27 protein-coding genes and 1 pseudogene are annotated in these 23,570 nt (G+C 43.1%); 20 read left to right on the top strand and 8 right to left on the bottom strand.

The features are described 5' to 3' along the window. The first annotated feature begins 48 nt into the window (after positions 1-48). The 7 genes and pseudogenes from QZ169_RS01155 to QZ169_RS01125 all read left to right on the top strand — a co-directional run bounded on the left by QZ169_RS01155 (position 49) and on the right by QZ169_RS01125 (position 4,705). Entirely contained in the window at positions 49-714 is a 666-nt protein-coding gene (locus QZ169_RS01155) for a CHAP domain-containing protein (protein WP_295504305.1), read from the top strand. A gap of 183 nt (positions 715-897) precedes the next feature. Further along, positions 898-1,422: an aromatic acid exporter family protein gene (locus QZ169_RS01150; RefSeq protein ID WP_002903432.1), complete on the top strand. Its 525-nt coding sequence runs from the start codon at positions 898-900 to the stop codon at positions 1,420-1,422. 80 nt (positions 1,423-1,502) lie between these two features. Next, positions 1,503-1,868 carry a MerR family transcriptional regulator gene (locus QZ169_RS01145; RefSeq protein WP_295504302.1) on the top strand — a complete coding sequence of 122 codons (366 nt, stop codon included), beginning with the start codon at positions 1,503-1,505 and terminating at the stop codon, positions 1,866-1,868. Positions 1,869-1,899: 31 nt separating this feature from the next. After that, entirely contained in the window at positions 1,900-3,246 is a 1,347-nt protein-coding gene (gene glnA / locus QZ169_RS01140; RefSeq protein ID WP_002896640.1) for a type I glutamate--ammonia ligase, read from the top strand. A 54-nt stretch (positions 3,247-3,300) separates the two neighbouring features. Beyond that, complete coding sequence (locus tag QZ169_RS01135; RefSeq protein WP_295504300.1) at positions 3,301-3,720, top strand: GNAT family N-acetyltransferase; 420 nt, start codon at positions 3,301-3,303, stop codon at positions 3,718-3,720. 45 nt (positions 3,721-3,765) lie between these two features. Further along, a pseudogene (locus QZ169_RS01130) lies at positions 3,766-3,975 on the top strand (TetR/AcrR family transcriptional regulator); the annotation flags it as partial. Beyond that, positions 3,959-4,705: a DNA alkylation repair protein gene (locus tag QZ169_RS01125; protein WP_295504298.1), complete on the top strand. Its 747-nt coding sequence runs from the start codon at positions 3,959-3,961 to the stop codon at positions 4,703-4,705. The pseudogene QZ169_RS01130 and the gene QZ169_RS01125, both read left to right, overlap by 17 nt. Before the next feature lie 27 nt (positions 4,706-4,732). Here the strand turns inward: QZ169_RS01125 and QZ169_RS01120 are convergent, their stop codons facing one another. The 3 genes from QZ169_RS01120 to QZ169_RS01110 all read right to left on the bottom strand — a co-directional run bounded on the left by QZ169_RS01120 (position 4,733) and on the right by QZ169_RS01110 (position 8,049). Further along, on the bottom strand, positions 4,733-6,415 hold the full coding sequence (locus QZ169_RS01120) for a ribonuclease J1 (protein WP_295504296.1): 1,683 nt from the start codon (positions 6,413-6,415) through the stop codon (positions 4,733-4,735). A 3-nt stretch (positions 6,416-6,418) separates the two neighbouring features. Continuing rightward, a complete protein-coding gene (locus QZ169_RS01115; RefSeq protein ID WP_002903426.1) occupies positions 6,419-6,649 on the bottom strand; it encodes a DNA-dependent RNA polymerase subunit epsilon in 231 nt (76 codons plus the stop codon). Between the two features lie 347 nt (positions 6,650-6,996). Beyond that, positions 6,997-8,049, bottom strand: coding sequence for an SDR family oxidoreductase (locus QZ169_RS01110; RefSeq protein WP_295504294.1), 1,053 nt, complete (start codon positions 8,047-8,049; stop codon positions 6,997-6,999). A gap of 132 nt (positions 8,050-8,181) precedes the next feature. Between QZ169_RS01110 and QZ169_RS01105 the strand changes: the two genes are divergently transcribed. From QZ169_RS01105 to QZ169_RS01055, 11 genes are all read left to right on the top strand, one after another. Then, entirely contained in the window at positions 8,182-8,646 is a 465-nt protein-coding gene (locus QZ169_RS01105; RefSeq protein WP_000225125.1) for a MarR family winged helix-turn-helix transcriptional regulator, read from the top strand. A gap of 9 nt (positions 8,647-8,655) precedes the next feature. Continuing rightward, complete coding sequence (gene tsaB, locus QZ169_RS01100) at positions 8,656-9,342, top strand: tRNA (adenosine(37)-N6)-threonylcarbamoyltransferase complex dimerization subunit type 1 TsaB (RefSeq protein ID WP_295504292.1); 687 nt, start codon at positions 8,656-8,658, stop codon at positions 9,340-9,342. Next, positions 9,339-9,791 carry a ribosomal protein S18-alanine N-acetyltransferase gene (rimI, locus tag QZ169_RS01095; protein WP_295504290.1) on the top strand — a complete coding sequence of 151 codons (453 nt, stop codon included), beginning with the start codon at positions 9,339-9,341 and terminating at the stop codon, positions 9,789-9,791. Before tsaB ends, rimI begins: the two co-directional genes overlap by 4 nt. Further along, on the top strand, positions 9,781-10,791 hold the full coding sequence (tsaD, locus tag QZ169_RS01090) for a tRNA (adenosine(37)-N6)-threonylcarbamoyltransferase complex transferase subunit TsaD (protein ID WP_295504288.1): 1,011 nt from the start codon (positions 9,781-9,783) through the stop codon (positions 10,789-10,791). Before rimI ends, tsaD begins: the two co-directional genes overlap by 11 nt. 9 nt (positions 10,792-10,800) lie before the next feature. Continuing rightward, a complete protein-coding gene (locus tag QZ169_RS01085; protein ID WP_295504286.1) occupies positions 10,801-11,496 on the top strand; it encodes an AzlC family ABC transporter permease in 696 nt (231 codons plus the stop codon). Continuing rightward, entirely contained in the window at positions 11,486-11,824 is a 339-nt protein-coding gene (locus tag QZ169_RS01080) for an AzlD domain-containing protein (RefSeq protein WP_295504284.1), read from the top strand. The genes QZ169_RS01085 and QZ169_RS01080 overlap by 11 nt, the downstream gene beginning before the upstream one ends. A 123-nt stretch (positions 11,825-11,947) precedes the next feature. Further along, the gene (locus QZ169_RS01075; RefSeq protein ID WP_295504282.1) at positions 11,948-12,694 is read left to right on the top strand and encodes a class I SAM-dependent methyltransferase; all 747 of its coding nucleotides are present in this window, start codon (positions 11,948-11,950) and stop codon (positions 12,692-12,694) included. Between the two features lie 123 nt (positions 12,695-12,817). Next, positions 12,818-13,360: a PadR family transcriptional regulator gene (locus tag QZ169_RS01070; RefSeq protein ID WP_295504280.1), complete on the top strand. Its 543-nt coding sequence runs from the start codon at positions 12,818-12,820 to the stop codon at positions 13,358-13,360. Positions 13,361-13,572: 212 nt separating this feature from the next. Further along, a complete protein-coding gene (locus QZ169_RS01065; protein ID WP_295504279.1) occupies positions 13,573-14,745 on the top strand; it encodes an MFS transporter in 1,173 nt (390 codons plus the stop codon). A gap of 15 nt (positions 14,746-14,760) precedes the next feature. Then, positions 14,761-16,461 carry an ABC-ATPase domain-containing protein gene (locus tag QZ169_RS01060; RefSeq protein WP_295504277.1) on the top strand — a complete coding sequence of 567 codons (1,701 nt, stop codon included), beginning with the start codon at positions 14,761-14,763 and terminating at the stop codon, positions 16,459-16,461. A 79-nt stretch (positions 16,462-16,540) separates the two neighbouring features. Beyond that, positions 16,541-17,281: a MerR family transcriptional regulator gene (locus QZ169_RS01055; RefSeq protein WP_295504274.1), complete on the top strand. Its 741-nt coding sequence runs from the start codon at positions 16,541-16,543 to the stop codon at positions 17,279-17,281. Positions 17,282-17,311: 30 nt separating this feature from the next. Here QZ169_RS01055 and QZ169_RS01050 read toward each other — a convergent pair whose 3' ends face one another. Further along, the gene (locus QZ169_RS01050; protein WP_295504272.1) at positions 17,312-17,767 is read right to left on the bottom strand and encodes an 8-oxo-dGTP diphosphatase; all 456 of its coding nucleotides are present in this window, start codon (positions 17,765-17,767) and stop codon (positions 17,312-17,314) included. Positions 17,768-17,811: 44 nt separating this feature from the next. Further along, positions 17,812-18,987 carry an NAD(P)/FAD-dependent oxidoreductase gene (locus QZ169_RS01045; RefSeq protein WP_295504269.1) on the bottom strand — a complete coding sequence of 392 codons (1,176 nt, stop codon included), beginning with the start codon at positions 18,985-18,987 and terminating at the stop codon, positions 17,812-17,814. Between the two features lie 300 nt (positions 18,988-19,287). Here QZ169_RS01045 and QZ169_RS01040 point away from each other — a divergent pair, with 300 nt between their 5' ends. After that, positions 19,288-19,782: a DUF536 domain-containing protein gene (locus QZ169_RS01040; protein WP_002896624.1), complete on the top strand. Its 495-nt coding sequence runs from the start codon at positions 19,288-19,290 to the stop codon at positions 19,780-19,782. 89 nt (positions 19,783-19,871) lie between these two features. After that, entirely contained in the window at positions 19,872-21,626 is a 1,755-nt protein-coding gene (locus QZ169_RS01035) for a glycerophosphodiester phosphodiesterase (RefSeq protein WP_295504268.1), read from the top strand. A 117-nt stretch (positions 21,627-21,743) separates the two neighbouring features. Here QZ169_RS01035 and QZ169_RS01030 read toward each other — a convergent pair whose 3' ends face one another. The 3 genes from QZ169_RS01030 to QZ169_RS01020 all read right to left on the bottom strand — a co-directional run bounded on the left by QZ169_RS01030 (position 21,744) and on the right by QZ169_RS01020 (position 23,519). Next, positions 21,744-22,043: a YbaB/EbfC family nucleoid-associated protein gene (locus QZ169_RS01030; protein ID WP_002919734.1), complete on the bottom strand. Its 300-nt coding sequence runs from the start codon at positions 22,041-22,043 to the stop codon at positions 21,744-21,746. 77 nt (positions 22,044-22,120) lie between these two features. Further along, entirely contained in the window at positions 22,121-23,272 is a 1,152-nt protein-coding gene (locus QZ169_RS01025) for a site-specific integrase (protein WP_295504265.1), read from the bottom strand. Then, positions 23,259-23,519, bottom strand: coding sequence for a DUF3173 family protein (locus tag QZ169_RS01020; protein ID WP_002919731.1), 261 nt, complete (start codon positions 23,517-23,519; stop codon positions 23,259-23,261). Before QZ169_RS01020 ends, QZ169_RS01025 begins: the two co-directional genes overlap by 14 nt. Positions 23,520-23,570 lie beyond the last annotated feature (51 nt).

Below are 23,570 nucleotides of genomic sequence, written 5' to 3'. Positions count from 1 at the left end.
AATGAGGTATGATTTTTTTATCATCAAATTATACGGAGAAAAACAGTTATGAAAAAAGCATTTGCTAAAGCAACTCTTGGTTTAACTTCTACAGCTTTTTTGGCGACAATCGGCGCTCAAGCTGTTCATGCAGATTCTTATGTTGTCCAGCAGGGGGACTCTTTTTTTGCCATTGCTAGCGCCAATGGGATGAATCCTTACGAACTTGCTGCCAATAATGGAAAATCAATTTTTGATACGATTAACCCAGGAGATGTGCTGCAAGTAAATGGCACAGCTTTAGCGCAGACTTACAATCTTTACAGTGCTCCAGCTTATGAAGCGACAAGCGATGCTGCTTTGGTATCTGATACTGAAGATGTTGTCTTAAATACGCCAACTGACTATGGCAATTCTTACCCAATCGGCCAATGTACTTGGGGCGTGAAAGAAATGGCTCCTTGGGCAAGCAACTGGTGGGGCAATGCTAATACTTGGGCAATCAATGCTGGTGCTCAGGGTTATACAACAGGAACTGTCCCAGTAGCAGGGGCTATTGCAGTTTGGGATGGCGGTGAATACGGACATGTTGCTTATGTGACAGATGTGCAAAGCGACAGCTCTATCCAAGTCTTGGAAGCGAACTACAATCGCCAAAAGCAGATTAACAACTATCGTGGCTACTTTAATCCGAATGAATTTATGGGTGGAGTTACCTACATTTATCCAAATTAAAGATAATAAAAACGAGGCTGGGATAAAGATTATCTCAGCCTGCTTTGTTTTATAGGAGAGAGTTCTTGATGCGCTAGCTGATAGGGCTTTTTCTTTGTGTAGGAAATCTCCTAAGCAGAAAGAGTTTTTTTGAGACGAAATATGTTAAAATGAAGAGGGGGAGGATTTCCTGGAAGGAGACTAATGAGTTATTTCAATAAGTACAAGTTTGATAAATCGAAATTTCGTCTGGGCATGCGTACCTTTAAAACCGGTCTGGCTGTCTTCATCATCCTATTGCTCTTTGGGCTTTTTGGTTGGAAAGGCCTGCAAATCGGTGCTTTGACGGCAGTCTTTAGTCTTCGTGAGGATTTTGATAAGAGTGTCCACTTCGGAACATCGCGAATCTTGGGAAACAGCATCGGTGGTTTTTACGCTCTGCTATTTTTCATTGTCAATAGTGTCTTTAAGGAGCAGTATTGGGTCACCCTCCTTTTGGTGCCGGTCTGTACCATGCTGACAATCATGACCAATGTTGCTATGAACAACAAGGCTGGAGTCATTGGCGGGGTATCTGCTATGCTGATTATTACCCTGTCCATCCGGCCGGAAGATACCATCTTGTATGTCTTTGCCAGAATATTTGAAACCTTCATGGGAGTCTTTGTTGCGATTCTGGTAAATTCTGATATAGATCGGCTGCGAGCCATCTTTGAAAAGAAAAAATAAAATCTGTGTAAGAAAATCTGACATTATTTCTTGACATAAGATTTATTTCGTCCTATAATAGTGCGTAGAGAGGAATTTGAATGAAGGAAAAAGAGTTTCGCCGAAACATGGCAGTCTTTCCCATCGGCAGTGTTATGAAACTGACGGACCTATCTGCCCGTCAGATCCGTTATTATGAAGACCAGAATCTGATTACCCCTGCTCGGAATGAGGGCAATCGTCGGATGTATTCTTTGAATGATATGGACCGCCTTTTAGAAATTAAGGATTATATTTCGGAAGGCCATAATATCGCTGCGATTAAGAGGAAATATGCTGAGCGTGAAGCCAAGTCCCGCAAGACCATTAGTGACAAAGATGTCCGCCGTGCCCTGCATCATGACATCTTGCAGCAAGGCCGTTTTGCTTCTTCTCTGCCAACCTTTGGTCATATGCGTCGACCATAGCTATTTTGTTTGAATTACAAGGAGAAATTTAATGTCTATTACAGCAGCTGATATCCGTCGCGAAGTAAAAGAGAAAAATGTTACCTTTATTCGTCTTATGTTCTCTGATATTTTAGGGACTATGAAGAATGTGGAAATTCCTGCCACGGATGAACAGCTTGACAAGGTCTTATCCAATAAAGCCATGTTTGATGGTTCTTCCATTGAAGGTTTTGTCCGTATCAATGAATCAGATATGTATCTTTACCCTGATCTGGATACTTGGACAGTCTTTCCCTGGGGAGATGAAAACGGCAGTGTAGCGGGTCTGATTTGTGATGTTTACACGACAGATCATGTACCGTTTCTAGGGGATCCTCGCAGTAACCTCAAGCGCGCCCTCAAGCATATGGAAGAGCTGGGCTTCAAATCCTTTAACCTCGGACCAGAGCCAGAGTTTTTCCTCTTTAAGCTGGATGAAAATGGCGATCCGACGCTGGAAGTAAATGACAAGGGCGGTTATTTTGATTTGGCACCGACAGATTTGGCAGACAATACTCGCCGGGAAATCGTCAATGTCCTAACCAAGATGGGCTTTGAAGTAGAAGCTAGCCACCATGAGGTCGCAGTCGGCCAGCACGAGATTGACTTTAAGTATGATGAAGTGCTTCGGGCTTGTGACAAGATTCAGATTTTTAAGCTGGTTGTGAAAACTATTGCTCGTAAGCATGGTCTGTATGCGACCTTTATGGCTAAGCCGAAGTTTGGTATTGCGGGATCTGGTATGCACTGTAACATGTCCCTCTTTGATCAAGACGGAAATAATGCCTTCTTCGATCCAGAAGATCCAAAGGGTATGCAGCTGTCAGAAACAGCCTACCATTTCTTGGGTGGTTTGATTAACCATGCTTATAATTACACAGCTATCATGAATCCAACGGTCAACTCATACAAACGTCTGGTTCCTGGATATGAAGCACCAGTTTATATTGCCTGGGCAGGACGCAATCGTTCACCGTTGGTGCGCGTGCCAGCCTCTCGTGGTATGGGTACTCGCTTGGAGCTGCGTTCGGTTGATCCGATGGCCAATCCATATATCGCTATGGCAGTTCTCTTGGAAGTTGGCCTGCACGGTGTCGAAAATAAAATCGAAGCTCCAGCCCCAATCGAAGAAAACATCTATATCATGACTCCAGAGGAGCGTAAGGAAGCAGGAATTACAGACTTGCCATCAACTCTTCATAATGCCTTAAAGGCCTTGACAGAAGATGAAGTTGTGAAAGCAGCACTTGGCGAGCATATCTATACAAGCTTCTTAGAAGCTAAGCGCATTGAGTGGGCTAGCTATGCAACATTTGTCTCTCAATGGGAAGTGGATAATTATCTAGATTTATACTAAACTTAGAGCAGGAGGATTGGCATATCCCCTGCTTTTTCATGGAGGAGGAGAAAGATGGAAGAATTTCATGATTTTATCAAGCGGGTTTTCGATGAGCAATATAAAGCCTGTTTTGGTCCAGATATGCTTGAAAAACTTGAACCTCAAGATTATTATTTAAGGCGGGAGGAAGATGGCCAGTTAATTGCCTTGCTCCATGCCCAACAGGTGTTGGAAAATATTCATGTCAAGGCTTTGGTGGTGGATAAAGAACATCAGAAAAAAGGTTTGGGAGCCAGTCTGCTGGTAGAATTAGAAGAAAAGGCCGTAGAAGCTGGAGTAACTAGCATTACCTTGTCCACTAAATCTTATCAGGCCAAGGATTTTTACATCAAGCAAGGTTATGAAATCTACGCCAGTCTATCAGATGTCCCACAAAAGGACATTACCAAATATCATTTTATCAAGCGATTAAACGAAGCCATTTTCAAATAGATGGAAGTCAATTTGGCTTCTGTTTTCTTGTGCTATAATAGTGGTAATTCTTTCTTTCATTTGAGAGAACAATTAGACATTTTATCTAAAGAAGGGAAACTTGTCTCTATTGATCTGGATATGGCAGCTCACATGATTTCAGGTGCCTTGAACGAGTTGTCTCTTTTTCTGGAAGAGAAAAAGTAAGAAGTAGAAGTCAGAGGAGCAGTGAGAAGTCTGTTAAGGGGATTTAGAAATTATGGCGAAAAAGGTTAAAGATTATTATGATTTGGTTTATGCGGAGGATTTGAGTCGTCGCTTGCAAGAAGTCACAGATAAGTTTGAATCTAAGCATTTTATGTCTCTAGTTGAAAGCGACTTAGAGGCTTTGGAATTTACTCAGCGTCAAGAGCTGCTGGCAAAGAGTATCAAAGAATGCTTGCCGCTTTCTTATGCTGATTCTCTTAAGGTTTTTGAGCAGATACTCGGTCCAGAGTTAGAGGGTGGCTTGGGCATGTTTTCAGAAGGGTATTGGTTGTGGCCGATTGGCAAGTATGTGGAACTTTATGGGAGCCAAGAATTTGACTTAAGCGCGGCCTTCAGTAAGGAATTAACTAAGCGATTTACTGGAGAATTTTCCATGCGGCCCTTGCTGGCCAATTATCCTAAAGCTACCATGGATTTATTGCTAAAGTGGAGCCAAGATGAGAATATGCGCGTCCGCAGGTTAGCCAGCGAGTGTATGCGGATTCGTCTGCCTTGGGCTAAGAAGCAGACAGTGGTCTTAGATTATTTTGATGAATTTAGCGCTATTTTAAGGAATCTAAAGGATGATTCGGATAAATCAATCCAAAAAAGTGTCGCTAATAATCTGAATGATTTATATAAAGAAGATCCTGAAAAGTTTGAGAGGGTGATTGGATCTTGGCAAAAGGAAGAATTGAGTCCGAGTTGCGCTTGGATTATCAAGCATGCCTCTCGAACAAAAAATAAAGCAAAAAAATAAGCTTTGCTAATCTAGCAAAGCTTATTTTTAGTTGTCTTCGTCTGGTGTAAGCACCATCGGAATAATAATGGGTTCGCGCTCGGTGCTTTCGTAGAGGAAAGGACGCAAGGCGTTGACGATAGCGCCGCTGACAGATTGGACGCTGGCGTCTTTATTCTTGAGTGCAATGCGAATGGCATTGAAGAGGATACGCTGGCTTTGGCGAATGAGATCTCCTGATTCGCGCATGTAGATAAAGCCGCGGCTGAGAATATCTGGACCGGCTAAAATCATCTTGGACTCAAAGTCAACCGTCGCAACAGCCAGAACCACACCGTCCTCTGACAGGTCTTTACGGTCGCGCAGGACTGCAGCTCCGATTTCACCAATGCGGTTCCCATCAACATAAATATCCTGAGCGTTGAAGCTGCCGGCAATACGGGCTGAGTCAGCTGTCAGAGCTAGCACATCACCATTGCTCATGATGAAGATATTGTCTTTTGGCACTCCAGTATCAACGGCTAGACCTGCATGGACTTTCTGCATACGGTATTCACCATGGACTGGCATGAAATATTTAGGCTTGATCAAGCGAAGCATGAGTTTCTGCTCTTGCTGGCCACCGTGTCCAGAGGTGTGGATGTTGTTAATCTTACCGTGAATCACTTCTACACCAGCCTCGGAAATGATGTTAATCAGCTTGTTAACGCTGGTCGTATTACCAGGGATAGGACTGGATGAGAAGATGACTGTATCACCAGGTTGCAGCTGAACCTGACGGTGAGTACCATTGGCAATCCGAGATAGTGCTGCCATCGGCTCACCCTGACTTCCGGTACACATAATCAGCACTTCGCCAGCTGGATAGTCCTTGAGTTCATTTGGCTCGATGAAGGTATCTTTGGGAACCTTGATATAGCCCAGCTCAATCCCGTTGACAATAGCCTTTTCCATGGAGCGGCCAAAGACCGCAATCTTACGTCCGGTCTTGACAGCAGCATCTGCTGCCTGCTGGAGCCGGAAGATGTTCGAAGCAAAAGAGGCGAAAATAATCCGTCCATGTATGCCTTCGATAATCTTCATGATAGATTGCCCGACCACTTTTTCGGAATTGGTAAAGGTTGGAACTTCAGCATTGGTCGAGTCAGATAGGAGACAGAGAACGCCTTCCTCGCCCAGAGCGGCCATGCGGTGCAAGTCGGCTGGCTCACCGACTGGTGTAAAGTCAAACTTGAAGTCACCTGTACAGACAATCTTACCCTGCGGCGTATGAATGACAATCCCCAAGGGCTCTGGAATAGAGTGGGTTGTCCGGAAGAAAGTCGCCTTCAGATTTTTAAAGGTCAACTCTGTGTTTTGATTGATTTCATAGAGTTTGGCATCGCGCAAAAGTCCATGCTCTTCTAGCTTGCCCCGAATGAGGGCTAGGGCCAAAGGACCCGCATAGATAGGAACATTGGCCTGCTTGAGCAGGAAAGGAATACCGCCAATGTGGTCCTCGTGCCCGTGGGTGATGAGGACAGCTTTTACGCGGTCAATATTTTCCACGATATAAGAGTAGTCGGGAATGACATAGTCAATTCCTAGTAGGTCGTCTTCTGGGAACTTGATACCGGCATCCACGATGATGATTTCATTTTGGTATTCAATCCCGTAGGTGTTTTTACCGATTTCGCCTAACCCACCAATCGCAAAAACGCCAACTTCTTTGGGTTTTAAGGTATATGCCATGGGTTAGAACTCCGTCAATTCAAAAGTGCCTGACTCTTTTTCATATTCGAGGTGTTTGTCAGACAAGAGCTCGATAAATTCAATATTGTAAGGGGTATTTTCTTCGACTAACTTACGAGCCTGAATGCGTCCTTCCAATTCATTAGCTGCTTCAATCTCTAAATAAAGGGCACGTGTCTTTTCACGGCGCGGACTGCGCTCTTTTGTTTCCTGATAAAAAACTTTGTAAATCATAAGATTCCTTTCTGTGATAAGGTCTAAAAAATAAAAGAAGGCAGGCGTTAGCGCATTTCTTCATATGATAAATTAAAAATGATAAATGGAAAGTGAGCAATTGCTGTGACTTCTGATAGGGCTTACTCAAATGAAGAGGCTAAAATGCTGTTTTAGCCTTGTATCTTATGGAAAAGTAAGAGTAATGAAATTGACCTGATGTTTAATTATTATTGTAATTATACCATAGAATGAGCTTAGGAAGCAAGTCGGGACGGTGAATTTCAGAGACGGTTTTTCAGCCAAAGCGGCTTGACAAAAAGAAAAATCAAGCGATGAACATTTGGTCACTTGATTTTGAGGGCTGCTTATTTGGCGAAATAGCCGTGCTTGCGGTACCAATCTACCACGTCAGCTAAGCTTTCTTCGAGAGGGCGATGCTGTCCGCCTAGCTCGCTCTCGGTTTTGGCAAAGCTAAAATTACTTTTGAGATATTCTTCGGCCATGAGATGAGCGAGCTCATTGGTAACCAAAATTGGTTTTTTGGTGAGCCGGTGGTAGAGCTCACTTGCTTGGGCATAGATTTTGACGAAAAGAGGGGAGATCTTGCGCTTGGGGGCGGGAACGCCAGTGATTTTTTTCAGTATTTGGTACAATTCTGTCATGGTCACTTGCCGTCCAACTGCCAGATAGCGCTCCTTTGAGCGTCCGTATTTCATGGCGCGGAGATGAATATCTGCTACATCTCTAGCATCCACCATATTATAGCTAGCCTTTAAGATACCTGGAAGTTTTTGCTCTACAAAATTGATAATCAGCTGCCCACTGGAGGTCGGACCAAGGTCTCTAGGACCCAACATTACACTCGGCAAGATAAAGCAACCGAAAACATCTGAATGCTTGTCCAAGAAATCACGAACGGCCTCTTCACTCAAAATCTTGCTGCGATAGTAATCAAAAGGAGTATCTTTTGAGCGAGACATGCTTTCATCGATTAGCTGATTGGCCTCACCTTCCAGTACGACACAGGAGGAAGTATGGACAAATTGGCGGATACCAGCCTCGTAAGCAGCTTCTAGGAGGTTATTTGTGCCTATAATATTAGTGTCGTAGAGCTCCTGCCAGTGCTTGCCGCCTTTATAATTATCGCGGAAAAAAGCAGCGGTATGAAAGAGGCTGTCGCAGCCTGCTAGATAGTCACGATAGCTTTCGGGCTCTAAAATATCCCCCTTGACAATCTGGATAGGCAGGTCGGCAAATTGTTTGCGCGCTTTTTCCTCGGAGCGAACGAGAGCGGTCACTTGAATGTTTTCTTTTAGCAGAGCACGCACGAGATTATTTCCTAAAAGACCGGTCGCACCAGTCACAAAAGCGTGGGTCATTGTTCTAGCTGGTTTTTGATTTGTAGGGTTTGGGGTCATCCGTTTTTCCTCCTTTTGCAAATAGATGATATATCATCTATTTAAGATTTTATATTTTTTAACTAAAATTGTCAACAATTTACCTAATCTAGTGTAAAATAGTATAGAAGTGATTTTTGAAAGGAGAGCAGCGTGGTAGCAGAAGGAATTCGATTTGGCTATTTGTTTAGAAGTGCAGAGAGCTTAGCGACGAGAGAATATGGGAAGTTGCTAGAGCCTTTGGGAATTACGCCCAATCAAAGCGAGGTCTTGCTCGTTTTGGGCGAACATGCTCCGCTGTCTCTCAAGGGCTTGGGGGAATCCCTGATTTGTGAAGAAAAAAGCCCTAGTCGCTTGGTGCAGGCTTTGATTAAAAAAGGCTTGGTCAAGAAGGAAATTTCTAGCAAGGACAAGCGCAGTTCTCGCTTGAGCTTGACTGCTGCTGGAGCGGATTTGCTGCCCAAGATTGCTGAGCAAGAAGCGATTTTTGGAAAACACTTGGCGCAGCAAGTGCCTAATTTGGAGGCTTTTAGCCAGATTTTAGAGGAATTTTTGGTAGATAGTTTCTACGAAGACAAATTAAAACGCCGCTCACTTTGGCGGCAAGAGGAAAAATAGAGGATAAGCATGAAGATTGCAGCTTTTGATACGTCAAGTAAGGCGCTGACGCTCGCGATTTTAGAGGACGAGACCTTGCTGGCGCAGATGACTTTAAATATAAAGAAAAACCACAGCATTACCCTGATGCCGGCTATTGATTTTCTGATGAATAGTCTGGACATGAAGCCGACGGATTTGGATCGTATCGTAGTTGCTCAGGGTCCGGGCAGCTACACAGGTCTGCGAATGGCGGTGGCGACAGCCAAGACTCTGGCTCATACCCTCAAGATTGAGCTGGTTGGTGTGTCTAGTTTGCTGGCTTTAGTCCCAGAGCAGGCGGAAGGTTTGGTCATTCCCATCATGGATGCCCGCCGAAATAATGTCTATGCTGGCTTTTACCAGTCTGGTCAGGCTGTGCGGCCGGAAGCTCATCTGCCTTTGGCAGAGGTTTTGGAAATAGCTGGCGCTGCTAACCAGTCAGTCACCTTTGTCGGAGAGACAGCAGCTTTTACGGAGCAGATTGAAGCGGCTCTTCCTCAGGCTGCCATTCAGCCAAGCTTGCCAAACGCGGTGGCTGTTGGTCGTCTCGGTTTAGACCTGCCAGCCCAGTCCATTCATGACTTTGTTCCTAACTATCTCAAGCGGGTAGAAGCCGAGGAAAATTGGCTCAAGAATCACAAGGAATCCAGCGATTCTTACATTCAGCGCCTATGATTAAGTTGAGAAAATGGAGCGACAGCTCGGATGTGGACGTGGCAGTTCTAGCAGAAGAGCTGGAACAGCTCTTACTTGCAGTCTATGCGGTCAGCCCTTGGACTGTGGGTCAATTGGAAGAGGTCCTGCTCTCGGATGTGTACAGCTGTGCGCTAGCAGAAGATGGGAGTCAGCTTGTCGGCTTTTTAGTCTGGCAGGATACAGACTTTGAAGCAGAAGTTCTGCAGATTGCTGTATTGCCTAACTATCAGGGGCAGAAAATCGCGACAGCCTTGTTTGACTTTTTGCCAGCAGACAAAGAAATTTTCCTCGAAGTGAGGGAGTCAAACAAGCCAGCTCTGCTATTTTACAAAAAAGAAAAATTTGAAGAAATCGCGCGGCGGAAGGCCTACTACCATGTACCGGTGGAAGATGCGATTGTCATGAAAAGAGAGATCCATGAAAGATAGATATATTTTAGCTTTTGAGACATCTTGCGACGAGACCAGTGTGGCGGTTCTGAAGAATGAGACGGAGCTTTTGAGCAATGTCATTGCCAGCCAGATTGAGAGTCACAAGCGTTTTGGCGGAGTGGTACCGGAAGTGGCCAGCCGTCACCATGTGGAGGTTATTACGGTTTGCATTGAGGAGGCCTTGGCAGAAGCAGGGATTAGCGAGGAGCAAGTTACAGCGGTGGCCGTTACCTACGGTCCTGGTCTGGTTGGGGCGCTTCTGGTCGGCTTGGCAGCGGCCAAGTCCTTTGCCTGGGCTCATGATATTCCCTTGATTCCGGTCAATCATATGGCTGGACACCTGATGGCAGCCCAGAGCGTGGAACCTTTGGAATTTCCCTTGCTGGCTCTCTTGGTCAGCGGCGGTCATACTGAGCTGGTCTATGTCAGTCAGGCTGGTGACTATAAGATTGTGGGTGAGACCCGCGATGATGCGGTCGGAGAAGCCTATGATAAGGTCGGTCGAGTCATGGGGCTGACCTATCCAGCAGGCCGGGAGATTGATCAGTTAGCTCATGAGGGACAGGATATTTATGATTTTCCGCGGGCCATGGTCAAGGAAGACAATCTGGAATTTTCTTTTTCCGGTCTCAAGTCGGCCTTTATCAACCTGCATCACAATGCCCAGCAAAAAGGAGAAGCCTTGTCTAATCAAGACCTGTCAGCAAGCTTTCAGGCAGCGGTTATGGATATTCTCATGGCCAAGACTAAGAAAGCCCTGGAAAAATATCCAGTCAAGACTCTAGTCGTGGCGGGCGGTGTTGCGGCTAATCAAGGCTTGAGAGAACGCTTGGCTGCTGAGATTCAGGATGTTAGGGTGATCATTCCGCCTCTGCGCCTTTGCGGTGACAATGCTGGTATGATTGCTTATGCCAGTGTCAGTGAATGGAACAAGGAGAATTTTGCCAGTTTGAACCTCAATGCTAAGCCAAGTCTGGCTTTTGAAACGATGGAGTAAAGGAGAAGAATGCGAGGACAGACATTTAAACAAGGGGCACAAGCGGCGGTGCCAACGGCTCTGGGCTATATTGGGATTGGTCTAGCCTGCGGCATCATGGCGGCGCCCTATATGAATCCCTTGGAGATGGGACTGATGAGTATTCTGGTTTATGCAGGCAGTGCCCAGTTTGCCATGATTGGTTTATTTGCCCAGCAGGCGCCTGTCTTGGCCATCGCACTGACTGTTTTTCTCATCAATATTCGGCATCTTTTGCTTTGTCTGCATGCGTCAACCTTTTTTCGGAAGTCTAGCTTGATGCAGAATATTGTCATTGGCTCTTTTTTGACGGATGAATCTTATGGGGTCTTGATGGGAGAGCGGGCACATACAGAGGAAATCGCTGCTAGCTGGATGATGGGTAACAATTTCATGAGTTATGCTTCTTGGATTTTGGGTACTATTTTAGGAACTGCCCTCGGTGCCCTTCTGCCCAATCCTGAGAGCTTCGGCCTGGACTTTGCCCTAGTCGCCATGTTTATTGGCATTTTCTCTTCTCAGTTTACAATCATGCTGCGCCGGGTCAAGATAAAGAAGCTCTTTTTCGTCTTGGGCGTGGTGGGTCTTGCCTACTTGCTCATGACCATGCTGCTTCAAAATTCGCTGGCGGTGCTTTTTGCAACCTTGCTAGGCTGTACAGTGGGGGTGCTTTTGGATGATAAGTAAATATATTTTGCAGGCTATTCTTTTGTCAGCCCTGGTCACTTGGATTCCGCGGGTTTTGCCCTTTATCCTAGTCAAGTACAAGGGGCTTCCGCCCATGGTAGAGCGTTTTCTCAAATATCTGCCAGTTTCCATTATCTTTGCCCTTATTTTATCCAGTGTCACCAATGCTAAAACAGGTCAGTTGCCGAGCTTTAAATGGCTGGATTTAATGGCCGTTTTACCGACTAGCTATGTGGCTTTTAAGTATAAGAACTTAATTACAACTGTTGTGTTTGGTGTAGTCTTGGTGGCCTTGCTGCGCTATCTAGCTGGATTTCTTGGCTTGTAAAGAAGACACAAGACAGATTGAATCGTTCGATTCGGTCTGTTTTTCTGCTAAATTCTAAGAATTGTCTGAAAATATAATATTTTATGCTATAATGGAACCAATCAAAATTATGGAGGTTCGGAAATGGCAGAAGCAGGTCATAAATTTTTAGCAAAATTAGGAAAGAAACGTCTTCGTCCCGGTGGCAAGCTGGCAACAGACTGGCTGATTGAGCAGGGGCAGTTTTCCAGCGATAAGAAAGTTCTAGAAGTCGCCTGCAATATGGGGACCACAACGATCGAGCTAGCTAAAACATATGGCTGCCAAATTACTGCAGTTGATTTGGATAAGGCTGCGCTGGCTCAGGCTAAGCTTAATGGAGACAAGGCTGGTGTGAGTGAACTCGTCACATTTGAGCAGGCTAATGCTATGAAGCTGCCTTATGATGACAATTCTTTTGATATTGTTATCAATGAAGCCATGCTGACCATGCAGACGGATAAGGGGAAGGCCAAATGTATGGATGAGTACTACCGGGTGCTGAAGCCAGGTGGAGTGCTCCTCACCCACGACGTCATGCTCAAGCAAAAAGATGAGAATGTCCGAGAAGAGCTATCTCGTGCGATTAATGTCAATGTGGGGCCTCTAACCGAGGGATCTTGGATTCAGCTAGCACGTTCTCATGCTTTTGACCGTGTGGACACCTTTGTCGGTGAAATGACCTTGATGAGCCTTCGAGGGATGATATATGACGAAGGACTGGGCGGCACTCTGAAAATCTGCTTCAATGCCCTTAAAAAAGAGAACTACGGCCAGTTTATGAAGATGTTTAAGATGTTCCAAAAAAATCAGGAAAAACTGGGCTTTATTGCCATGGTTTCCTGGAAATAGAGAATTAACCTTCTGGACTTGATCTAGGAGGTTGTTTTTTTGTTTGTTGGAGTACTTGACATCTTTTATGAAAGTTGTTATAATTTTTTAAGAATATTCAATGTTGACTATAGGTGTGAGATGATGACAAAATTATTAGTATTAGCTATCTTGGATATGAAAGCAATGTCGGGTTACGATATTCAGCAAATGATGCAGACAACAGATGCTCAAAGATGGGGAGCTGTTCAAGTAGGCTCTATCTATCATGCTCTAAAGAAATTAGAGCATAAAGGATATATTACTATTTCTAGTGTTGAGCAGACAGGTCATCGCCAAAAAGTGGTTTATCAGATAACTGATCAGGGAAGAGTCTATTTAAAAGAACTTGTTCGTGAAGCTTTGGAAAGCCCAGCCCTTACTTATCCCTCGGCTTTATATGCCGGTTTGTCTTTTTATGAGCAATTATCAGATGATGAGGTGAGCTTAGCCCTGCAGGAGCAGGAAAATAAGTTAGATCGGGAAGAAATGCTTATTTTGCAGGGATGGGAACAAAAACGAGAAGCTTTGAACAATCAAATATCGCCTATGGTACAACTAATTTTTGATCATATGCTGGCGATGGTTCGTGCCCAACGAGATTTTATCAAGCAGGCTCAAGACTATTTGCAAACTGAAGAGAAGTAGAGGGTTAGAAAACATTCTAACTCTTAAAAACTACTCTCATATTCAATTTAGAATATACAAAGAGGAGTAAAAATGAATGATTATCAAAAAAGGATACTGTTGTTTCAGAGTTTTAGACAGTTAACTGAAATGATTGTTATCGGTGGTGGAGGAAGCTGGCAATGGTGGTTTGACAATGCAATCTAAAGATTTATATATTGAAAGGAATCACTATGAAAAAACAAGAAAATTTAAATACCAATCGAAAAAAAGCTTTATTTGTTGTCACTTTAGCCGTTTTTACAGACATGTTTATTCATGGTATGATTGTGCCAATCCTACCAATTTACGCAGGTTCTTTAGGGATTTCCCAGACAGCTTTGGGCTTTCTATTTGGAAGCTATGCTTTAGCCCTATTAATCACAACTCCTATTTTTGGAATGATTTCTGATAAGCTTGGTCGTAGAGGGCCGATGCTTTGGGGAATTCTTGGTTTGGCAGCTGCAACTCTACTCTTTGCTTTTGCAAATACTTTTTGGTTTTTGCTTTTAGCTCGTATTTTACAAGGTTGTGCTGCTGCAATCACATGGACAGCTGGTTTGGCTCTCTTGGCAGATTTTTATCCATCTGAAGAGAGAGGGCAAGCTATGGGAATTGCCTTATCAGGCCAAGCTATAGGGATTCTTGTTGGCCCAAGTCTGGGCGGCTGGCTCTATCAAATCGGTGGTTATATGTTTCCATTTTTTGTAGCAGCAGGTGTGGCTGTTTTAGATGGTTTGCTGCGTCTTCTTTTATTGAAAGAAGAGCCGCATAGAGAGAAACAAACAGAACAGCAGCCATTTGAACTGTTAAGAAATCAGCAGTTTCTATTGATAGTCGGTGCTGTCATGATTGGTGCTGCGGTTCCAAGTGCCCTGCAGCCGACTTTACCCGCTAGATTTGAAGCAGTATTTCATGCTACACCACTTGTTATAGGATTACTTTTTGCTGTGCCTACGATTGCTTATGCAGTCATTGCTCCTCTGATTGGGAGACTCTCTACAAAATTAGGTCATGCAAGGATGACCGTTCTAGGTTTCATTATCACTGCGCTAGCTATGGCATTTGTCACTCTTCCTAGCAATATCTATTTAGAAATAGCAGCTTTGAGTCTGATTGGCATCGGTATGGGAATGATTCTTGCACCTAGTCTGCCTCGTATGGCTGATTTAGCTCAGGAAAAAGAAAATGCTAGCTATGGTTTCACATTTGCGATTTATAATACAGCTTATTCTGTCGGCATGATGATGGGCCCTGTATTGAGTGGTCTTTTATCTGAAAACTTTGGTCTGCAATGGGCTTATGTTATTTTGGCAGGTGCCATCGTTCTTTATATGCTGGTTTTTGCAAGTCGATTAAATCATTAAAAAGGAGGTTTCGTTTTGAAAGAATATAAAAAACTTCAGCAGTTATTGCTGTCTATAGATGGGCAAAGCTACTCAGGTTATAAAAGAATAAAAGGTTTTTATCGGTTTCCTGATTATATTTTAGCGATTGATCATGTTCAGGTAGATCCCTACGCTCCACCATCAAAGATGAGAATTCTTATACAGCGTGAAACAGTGGACATTCCCAAAGAGTACATCAATCAAAAGAATAAGAGAATTGCTGTTTCGGATTTTTTAACACGAAACTTTTATAAACAAAGCCAAAAATTTAATCATTCAGTAAAAGGGACAGGTACCAGCGGTCTCATTATGATTGACTGCTGTGGCCAAGAAATGTTGGAGCGAACAGCTGTTTTAATAAAAGATAATCAGATTGAAGTTCGTTTTGAAGTTGGTCTACCAGCTGCTGGGAGACGCATTTTAGGAAAAGCGGCAAATCGAATTTTTCAAGATATTCTTCCAGAAATCATTAAGCAAGCTCTTTTCTATCGTCATCTAAATCAGACAGCTTTACGAACTCAGATTGATCTTATTTTGGATCAAAAATATCTCAGAGAAGAATTACCTAAACAAAATTTAGTCTCGTTTATAGCAAATGGATCAATTTTACCAAGAGAAAGCGGAATTTCAGATAAGCCTTTGATAGGAGCCAAACCTTTTCAAAGTCCGGCTAATCTGGAAATAGAATTTCATTTACCAAGCGGAAAAACTGTGACTGGCATGGGCATAAAAAAAGGAATTACCTTGCTCGTGGGTGGCGGTTTTCACGGAAAGTCGACAGTTTTGCAGGCACTTGAACGTGGTGTTTATAACCATATTCCTAATGATGGTCGTGAATTTGTACTAACGGTTTCTGATGCAGTAAAAATTCGTGCGGAAGATGGCCGCTCTATTCAAAAGGTAGATATCAGTCCCTTTATTAATCATTTGCCTGGTAATAAAGTTACAAAACAATTTTCAACCATGAATGCCAGCGGCAGTACTTCGCAGGCTGCGAATGTTGTGGAAGCATTGGAAGCTAGGGCATCTTTGCTTCTCATTGATGAAGATACATCGGCTACGAATTTTATGATTCGTGATAGAAGGATGCAGCAGCTGATTGTCAAAGAAAAAGAACCAATCACACCTTTTGTTAATAGAGTACAATATCTCTATAAAGATTTAGGGGTATCAACTATTTTAATTATTGGCGGCTCAGGCGATTATTTTGAAATTGCTGACAGAGTTATTATGATGGATGAATACCTACCTAAAGATGTCACGGCTAAGGCAAAAAATATTGCAGCAACTGATTCTTATAATCGGGAAGATTCTGTGGAACCCTTTGAAATCCTTAGTAGGCGGGTTCCTCTTAGTTCTAGTTTCCCTTTATCTGGTAAGGAAGATCGTCTAAGAGCTAAGGGAAGACTGCATCTTCTTTATGGTTGGGAAACGATTGATTTATCTGGATTAGAGCAGTTAGTTGATGACAGTCAAACTAATGCTCTTGCTGTTATGTTAGCCTATTTTAAAAATCGTTTTTTAAATGACCATTCTTCTTTATCAGAAGCGATTGAACAACTTTATCAACACATTGAAGAATTTGGATTAGATGCTGTCTCACCTTATACTGGACATCCCGGCAACTTAGCTTTACCAAGAAAACAGGAATTTTATGCCACGCTTAATCGTTATCGAGGTTTGAAAATAAAGTAACATTGTAGAAAATTTTCTAAAAAAGCTTGACCCTCCCCTTAGGTCATGGTATATACTAGTTAGGCAAGGAGGCAATTACATGTATCAGATCAAAGAAGCAGCACAACTGTCAGCTGTCTCTGTAAAAACCCTGCATCATTATGATAAAATCGGACTGTTAGTCCCAGCCAAATCAGAAAATGGCTATCGGACATACAGCCAAGCTGATTTAGAGAGGCTGCAGGTCATCCTTTACTATAAGTATCTTGGTTTTTCTTTGGAGAAAATAGCAGAGCTGCTGAGTCAGGATGAACAGGCTTTATTGCCGCATCTGGTTAGGCAGTTAGAGTATTTGCAGCAGGAAAGAGACCGCTTGGATACCTTGATTTCCACCTTGCAAAAAACCATCCAAGATGAAAAGGGAGAAAGAAAGATGACAATGAAAGAAAAATTCGCAGGTTTTACCTACGAAGACAATCACAAATACCATCAAGATGCTGTCGAAGAATACGGTCAAGAAGTCATGTCAGAAGCATTGGCTCGTCAAAATGGACGGGAAGAAGAATCTGCCGCAGCTTTCAATCAAGTTTTTCAAAGTCTGGCAGAGAATATGCAGCAAGGCTTGCCAGTTGAAGCAGCAGAAAATCAAGAGCAGGCAGCGCGTCTCTTGCAAGCCATTCGCACTTATGGCTTTGACTGCTCACTGCAAGTCTTTGCCCACATCGGTCAGGGCTATGTCCACAATCCAGAATTCAAGAAGAATATCGATCAATTTGGACCGGGCTCTGCCCAGTACACAGCAGATGTGATTGCAGTTTACGTTCGGACAAATGCGAAATAAATAGGCTAGGAATTTCCTAGCCTAGAATTTCTACTTCAAGTCATAAAGCCAGTCGTCATCGTCTTTATAGTAAAAGAATTCACTTAAATCGTCTTCTAAAAAAACACGCAGCATATCAGACATGTCACTTGTTGCTAGCTTTAAATGGGACAGATTTTTAAAATCTTCCCACCAGACCTTTCCTTCATCTGAGGATTGCAGTACACCAGAATAGTGCCTTGTCTTATAGAGCAGGACGACATAACGAAAATCTTTATCATCATACCAATCCTTTATGCCGCAAAGTTGAGGCTTGGATATGGTTAATCCAGTTTCTTCTTTGACTTCTCTGATAACTGCATCGGTAAAAGATTCTCCACGCTCTACATGCCCGCCAGGAAAAGTGATGCCGGGCCAGTCAGACTTCACTCGTTCTTGGACGAGAACTTTTTCTCCGTCATAAATCATGCACATATTGACGAATTCTACATTTTCCAGTCGATTCATTTGTTTCTTCCTTTTGTTTGAGATGAATGGTGGAATCTAAACAATCACTCATAATGCAAGCTTCCTGCCACCCAGCCGGTGCAGAGGGCGGAGGTGATGTTAAAGCCGCCCGTGTGGGCATTGATGTCTAGGACCTCTCCAGCGAAGTGGAGGCCGGGAACCAGCTTGCTTTCCAGAGTTTTAGGATTGATTTCTTTGAGGCTGACACCGCCCTTGGTGACAAAGGACTTGGCCAGGGACATTTTGCCAGTGACAGGGATGGGCAGTTCTTTGACTTGCATGATGAGGTCCTCTTTTTCACTGATATGGAGTTGTTTGACTTTCTCGGGAAAGGGCTGGGCAAAAAAGTCTGCCATTCGTTCGGGTAGGAGGATTTTCAGACAGTTCTTCAGAGATTTTTCCCGATGTTCTTCTAAAAAATCTGCCAAATCCTGCTTCCTCATCTGCGGCAGAAGATCCAGATAGATAGTTTCGCCGCCTTTGACAAAGCTAGACAAGCGCAGGGCTGCCGGACCTGATAGGCCAAAGTGGGTAAAGAGCAGGTCGTGGGTAATGACATGCTTTCCGTAGCTCAGGGTCACATCGTCTAGCGAAATCCCCTGAAGCGCTTTGTGAGGAAAGTCAGTCAGAAGAGGACTTTCAGCAGCTTCCAGGTCAGTCACTGTGTGCTTGAAGTGTCGGGCAATATCGTGGCCAAATCCTGTCGAGCCAGTTGAAGGGTAGGACTTGCCGCCAGTCGTCACAATCAATTTCTGGCAGGTCCAAGTCTGGTCGCTGGATCTGACAGTAAAAAGCTCATCAGTTTTTTTGACGGAGACAATTTCAGTATTGGTGATGACAGTGCCGCCCAGCTCTGCAATTTTCTTTTCCAAAGATTCGATAATGGTGCGGGACTTGTCTGTCGCTGGGAAAACACGGCTGTGGTCTTCGACCTTGAGTTTGACACCGTTTTCTGTAAAGAAGTTGATGATATCATGGTTGTCAAACTGGGAAAAGACGCTGTAAAGAAAGCGCCCGTTACCGGGAATTCCGGCCATGAGGTCATCTAGGTTTCCGTTGTTGGTCACATTGCAGCGCCCGCCACCTGTACCAGCTAGTTTCTTGCCCAGTCGTTTATTTTTCTCGAGGAGCAGGGTCTTCTGCCCGTGGAAAGAACTGGAAATGGCAGCCATCATGCCAGCCGGTCCTCCTCCGATGATGATTGTGTCGAAATACTTCATTGGTCTTTTCCTTTCGTGGAGAGTGGTTTCTATCAGTTAGTCAGAAATCTTGTGCTTCCTTGGTGAGCAGGATTTGCTATCTTGTAGACGTTCTTGGAAGGTTGTAGCTGAACATCTCTAGGCTTCTAAATTCATTTGATTTTTTCATTTCTTTTACTAGACTAATCTGTCTCATTGTATCATAAAAAAGGGCTAAAAAGATAGGAGTCAGGCTCAAAAAATATTGTGAAATTTGACAGTTAAGGCTTGATATGATAAGATTTAGGTATCTACAAACTAGAAAAAGTTTTTGAGGAAATTATGGCAATTGAAAAGACAGTCAGCGAGTTAGCCGAGATTCTTGGAGTTAGCCGCCAGGCGATTAACAATCGTGTCAAGGCACTGCCGCCAGAAGATACGGAAAAGAATGAAAAAGGAGTCACGGTGGTGACCCGCAGCGGCTTGATTAAGCTGGAAGAGATTTATAAGAAAACTATTTTTGAAGATGAACCTGTTAGCGAAGATGTGAAGCAACGCGAGCTGATGGAAATCTTGGTTGACGAAAAAAATGCTGAGATTGTGCGTCTCTATGAGCAGCTTAAGGCCAAGGACAGCCAGTTAGCTAAGAAAGATGAGCAGTTGCGCATCAAGGATGTCCAGATTGCTGAAAAGGACAAACAGCTGGATCAGCAGCAGCAGCTGACAGCCAAGGCTATGAATGAGCGTGAAACCTTACTGTTGGAGTTGGATGAAGCCAAGGAAAAGGTGCAGGAGCAGGAAAGCAAGGGCTTCTGGGCACGTTTATTTGGAAAATAAAAACAAGGTTGGGACATCTGTCTCAACCTTGTTTTAAATAAGAATCGCTTTTAAGCAAGTTTTGTATCGTTCACAAATAAAGGAGAAAAATGAAATCACAAAGACTGGGACTTTTACGTCTCTATCGCAATCTTGATAAAATTCTGTTGCTCTTTTTCACAGTCTTTATGCTCATGGAGCTGGCCTGGGTGCCTTTCAACTCCTTTGCGGCAGAGACTCTGCTCAAGCAGACAGGCTACCTCTTCTTATCTTATACGAATGCCCTGAAGGTTTTGACTTCAAATGTCTGGGTTGGCTTGGCCTTTCTAGCGCTTTTTGCAGCCAATCTCTTTGTCGCTTATTTTCAGATTGGACTGATATTTATGGGGCTCCGCAATCTTCTGGACGAGGAAGAACGAAGCGCCTTTCAGTTTATTAAGAAAAGTTTCAAAGACAGCGGCTCGCTGATTTGCTACGCTAGGCCCAGCAAGGTCCTCTTTATTGCACTGTATATGGGCTTTATCTTTCCCTTTCTGCGGCAAATTCTCAAAATCTACTACTTAAATAAAATTCTGATTCCAGAATTTATCGTGACCTATCTCAAGACGGCCTTATGGATGAAATTATCAATCTATGCTTTAGGTTTTCTGCTTTTTTTGATAGCTGTCCGCCTAATGTTTGCCCTGCCCAAACTCTTTTTTGAGCATTTCCGCCTCCGAGATGCGATTAGGTATAGTTTGGAGAAGACCAAGGGGCACTTGATTCGCTATACTTGGCAGCTCTTTTGGATACTGGCTAAGAGCTTTCTCTTCTTTCTTTTGAGCAGTATTCCGATTTTAGTGTTGCAGCAGTATGCGGATGGCCAGTCCAATCAGATAGCCTTGATAGCAGCGGTTGTCAATTACTGCCTCATCAAGCTGGTTTATTACTTCATGGTAGCCTACTTTTTGATTAAGTTTGTGGCTTTTCTGACAGACAGCAAGCTGTCTGAATATCGCTACAGAAAAGGCCTGCCTCTCATGCGTTGGTTTATCCTTTTGGTCACTAGCTCTGTCTTTGCCCTTGAAGGATTTGTCTATCTCAATCTTCCCTTGGAAAATGTCCCTCTGACTATCTCACACCGTGGAGTTTCGCAGGGAAATGGTGTCCAGAATACAGTTGAGTCGCTAGAGAAAACCGCCCTGCTCAAGCCAGATTATATCGAAATGGATGTTCAGGAGACCAAGGATGGCCAGTTTGTCATGATGCACGATGCCAATCTAAAAGCCTTGGCCGGTGTCGATGCCAGACCGCAAGAGCTGACTCTGCAAGAGCTGATGGCTTTAGATATTTCAGAAAATGGACACACTGCCAAAATTTCCAGCTTTGATGCTTATCTCAAACGAGCTAATCAAATGGGGCAACGACTCTTGATAGAAATCAAGACCAGTAGCTTGGACTCAGCTGATATGATGGACCGTTTCCTGAGCCAATACGGAGCCAATATCAAGGTTTATGGCCACCAGATTCAGTCTTTGGACTATCAGGTTATTGACAAGACAGTCCAGTATGATAAGAGCATACCGACCTTCTTTATCCTGCCCTACAATACTATTTTCCCACGGACACAGGCTTCCGGCTATACGATGGAGTATTCGACCCTCGATGAAAACTTTGTCGATAAGCTATGGACGACGGATAAGAAGCTTTATGACTGGACCATCAATGATGCAGACAGTATCGGTAAATCCTTCCGCTTGGGCGTTGATGGCATGATTACCGACGATTTGGAGCTGGTGCAGAGCTCTATCAAGGAGCTGCAAAATAATCCCGACTATGCCCTGCTTTTGATGAGTAAGGCAGCGGATTTGCTTAATTTTGTGTAGTGGACTAGTGAGAAAACGACTATAAATCAAAAAAGACTGAGATTCTTCAGTCTTTTTTGCTGGTTCGAGTATTGCTTGACTTATGTTTAGTCAAGTTTGGAAGGTTATTTATCTTGCTTAAAATGGCAATTTGCCTGCGAAAGCGCCCATTTTCTTCTGAGTAGCATCATCAATCTGAGCCAGCGCGTGATTCAGGGCTTGCGCAGTCATCTCTGACAGAGTTTCTAAATCTTCAGGATCCACAACAGCTGGATTGAAGTCAATGCTGACTACCTTTTTATCGCCAGTCAGTTTAGCAACGACTAAATCTTGGGCTGATTTGCCGGTAAATTCTGTTGCAGCCAGTTCTGCCTGTCCTTTTTCCATTTGTTTTTGAAGCTTTTGTGCTTGCTTCATCATGCTTTGCATGTTCATCATAATAGTTTTAAGATTCCTTTCGTATCAAGGGGTTAGACCTTGATTGTAAATTTTTGTTGCCTTATTTTGCCTTATTGTTAAAAATTTTCAAAGGCAGAGGCTATTTCTTTTTGCTGAGTTGGGAATAAATGTGAGTAAACATTTATTGTGGTGTTAATAGAACTGTGTCCTAATCGTTTCATCAAAGTAAAGAAAATGTAGTCTTTACCTTCTCCATTTCGTAAGCCTTGAGAAACTAGAAATGCAGCATGAGAATGTCTGAAGTCATGATTACGTATCAACTTTAAATTATCAGGTAGGCGTTTCTTTAGAATTGCTTTGAAATTTGATACATTTGGTCCAGTCAACACTTCAGGAGTGGTCTGATAAATCTGCAAACTATTAGGATTGCTTGTAAACTCTTGTAACAATTCATATTGCTGATTTTTCCATTGTTTTAATTCTTTCACGAAGGCACGATGGATATAAATTCGCCGATTAGATTGTGTTGTTTTCACTGTTCCAATATGCACTTGACCATTTCGGTAATAAGCAGAGTATTTGACATCAATATAATTTTCATCAAGATTGACTTGTTCCCAAGTTAAGGCAAGAGCTTCCCCAATACGCATTCCTGTATACATCAAAACACGATACAACAGTTGGAAAGAATATTCATTCTCTTCAAAAAGTGAATCAAATTGTTTGAACTGTTCAGGTGTATAGTACGCCATTTCTTTATGTTGCTGTGTTAATCGTCTCAATCCATTACAAGGATTATCTTGCCGAATATGATTAGCGACTGCTACATCAAACATTTTATGGACAAAAATCATTTGCTGGTTAACGTGAGAGTTGGTCAATGTTCCGCCTTTTACACTTGGTTGACTTTTGAGCCAGTTGCGATACTCTTTGATATCTGTCAAAGAGACAGCTCTCATATCAGCATTCTTAAAGTACCTTGACATGTAAACACGGTAGTAGGACTCTTGGCTATCGATTGTCCCTCTCTTATTGCCACGCAGTTCATCTTCTTCCTGTACCAAGGTATACAAATAGGAAATTGAGATTTTATCCTTGTGGCTAATTTGATGAAGTTTATTGATGCGATAGTCAGCTTCATACCTTTCAGCTTCTTTCCGAGATTTAAAATCTGTTTTTCTGTGACGCTTTTGATTGCCAGTTACGGCATTATAGCCATCACTTATATCAACCCTCCATTTTTTATTTTTTTGTCTAGTTACTACCATTTTGAACTCCTTCATCAATAGTAGTACCTTCCAGTACAGTGTCTATTATATCATGTTTAGGTGTTAAGTCAAAACCAAGAATATGTTCAATCGATTTTAAGGGAACCCGTCCGACACGTTTATTATCGTACCAAGAAAAGCCATTTTGGACTAAGTCAGCTTTGGCTTTACGAATTAGACTTTGAGCTTGTGATTTAGAATATCCTGTTAGTCGCATAATGTCTTCTTTCGTCACTAATACAATCATATTGTTCTCACTTTCTTTACTGCATGAAATATGAGATAATGGCAATAGGGG

The organism is uncultured Streptococcus sp. (genome assembly GCF_905372115.1).
GTDB lineage: Bacteria > Bacillota > Bacilli > Lactobacillales > Streptococcaceae > Streptococcus.
This window is presented reverse-complemented; position numbering and strand designations above follow the sequence as displayed.

What these genes read in the sequence shown, in the direction of transcription:
- rimI (WP_295504290.1), top strand. Translation starts at nt 9,339, where the DNA reads ATGATTAAGTTGAGAAAATGGAGCGACAGCTCGGATGTGGACGTGGCA.
- QZ169_RS01155 (WP_295504305.1), top strand. Translation starts at nt 49, where the DNA reads ATGAAAAAAGCATTTGCTAAAGCAACTCTTGGTTTAACTTCTACAGCT.
- QZ169_RS01075 (WP_295504282.1), top strand. Translation starts at nt 11,948, where the DNA reads ATGGCAGAAGCAGGTCATAAATTTTTAGCAAAATTAGGAAAGAAACGT.
- QZ169_RS01145 (WP_295504302.1), top strand. Translation starts at nt 1,503, where the DNA reads ATGAAGGAAAAAGAGTTTCGCCGAAACATGGCAGTCTTTCCCATCGGC.
- tsaB (WP_295504292.1), top strand. Translation starts at nt 8,656, where the DNA reads ATGAAGATTGCAGCTTTTGATACGTCAAGTAAGGCGCTGACGCTCGCG.
- QZ169_RS01045 (WP_295504269.1), bottom strand. Translation starts at nt 18,987, where the DNA reads ATGAAGTATTTCGACACAATCATCATCGGAGGAGGACCGGCTGGCATG.
- QZ169_RS01120 (WP_295504296.1), bottom strand. Translation starts at nt 6,415, where the DNA reads ATGGCATATACCTTAAAACCCAAAGAAGTTGGCGTTTTTGCGATTGGT.
- QZ169_RS01150 (WP_002903432.1), top strand. Translation starts at nt 898, where the DNA reads ATGAGTTATTTCAATAAGTACAAGTTTGATAAATCGAAATTTCGTCTG.
- QZ169_RS01115 (WP_002903426.1), bottom strand. Translation starts at nt 6,649, where the DNA reads ATGATTTACAAAGTTTTTTATCAGGAAACAAAAGAGCGCAGTCCGCGC.
- QZ169_RS01035 (WP_295504268.1), top strand. Translation starts at nt 19,872, where the DNA reads ATGAAATCACAAAGACTGGGACTTTTACGTCTCTATCGCAATCTTGAT.
- QZ169_RS01030 (WP_002919734.1), bottom strand. Translation starts at nt 22,043, where the DNA reads ATGATGAACATGCAAAGCATGATGAAGCAAGCACAAAAGCTTCAAAAA.
- QZ169_RS01070 (WP_295504280.1), top strand. Translation starts at nt 12,818, where the DNA reads ATGACAAAATTATTAGTATTAGCTATCTTGGATATGAAAGCAATGTCG.
- QZ169_RS01040 (WP_002896624.1), top strand. Translation starts at nt 19,288, where the DNA reads ATGGCAATTGAAAAGACAGTCAGCGAGTTAGCCGAGATTCTTGGAGTT.
- tsaD (WP_295504288.1), top strand. Translation starts at nt 9,781, where the DNA reads ATGAAAGATAGATATATTTTAGCTTTTGAGACATCTTGCGACGAGACC.
- QZ169_RS01055 (WP_295504274.1), top strand. Translation starts at nt 16,541, where the DNA reads ATGTATCAGATCAAAGAAGCAGCACAACTGTCAGCTGTCTCTGTAAAA.
- QZ169_RS01020 (WP_002919731.1), bottom strand. Translation starts at nt 23,519, where the DNA reads ATGATTGTATTAGTGACGAAAGAAGACATTATGCGACTAACAGGATAT.
- glnA (WP_002896640.1), top strand. Translation starts at nt 1,900, where the DNA reads ATGTCTATTACAGCAGCTGATATCCGTCGCGAAGTAAAAGAGAAAAAT.
- QZ169_RS01110 (WP_295504294.1), bottom strand. Translation starts at nt 8,049, where the DNA reads ATGACCCCAAACCCTACAAATCAAAAACCAGCTAGAACAATGACCCAC.
- QZ169_RS01025 (WP_295504265.1), bottom strand. Translation starts at nt 23,272, where the DNA reads ATGGTAGTAACTAGACAAAAAAATAAAAAATGGAGGGTTGATATAAGT.
- QZ169_RS01135 (WP_295504300.1), top strand. Translation starts at nt 3,301, where the DNA reads ATGGAAGAATTTCATGATTTTATCAAGCGGGTTTTCGATGAGCAATAT.
- QZ169_RS01065 (WP_295504279.1), top strand. Translation starts at nt 13,573, where the DNA reads ATGAAAAAACAAGAAAATTTAAATACCAATCGAAAAAAAGCTTTATTT.
- QZ169_RS01050 (WP_295504272.1), bottom strand. Translation starts at nt 17,767, where the DNA reads ATGAATCGACTGGAAAATGTAGAATTCGTCAATATGTGCATGATTTAT.
- QZ169_RS01080 (WP_295504284.1), top strand. Translation starts at nt 11,486, where the DNA reads ATGATAAGTAAATATATTTTGCAGGCTATTCTTTTGTCAGCCCTGGTC.
- QZ169_RS01125 (WP_295504298.1), top strand. Translation starts at nt 3,959, where the DNA reads ATGGCGAAAAAGGTTAAAGATTATTATGATTTGGTTTATGCGGAGGAT.
- QZ169_RS01085 (WP_295504286.1), top strand. Translation starts at nt 10,801, where the DNA reads ATGCGAGGACAGACATTTAAACAAGGGGCACAAGCGGCGGTGCCAACG.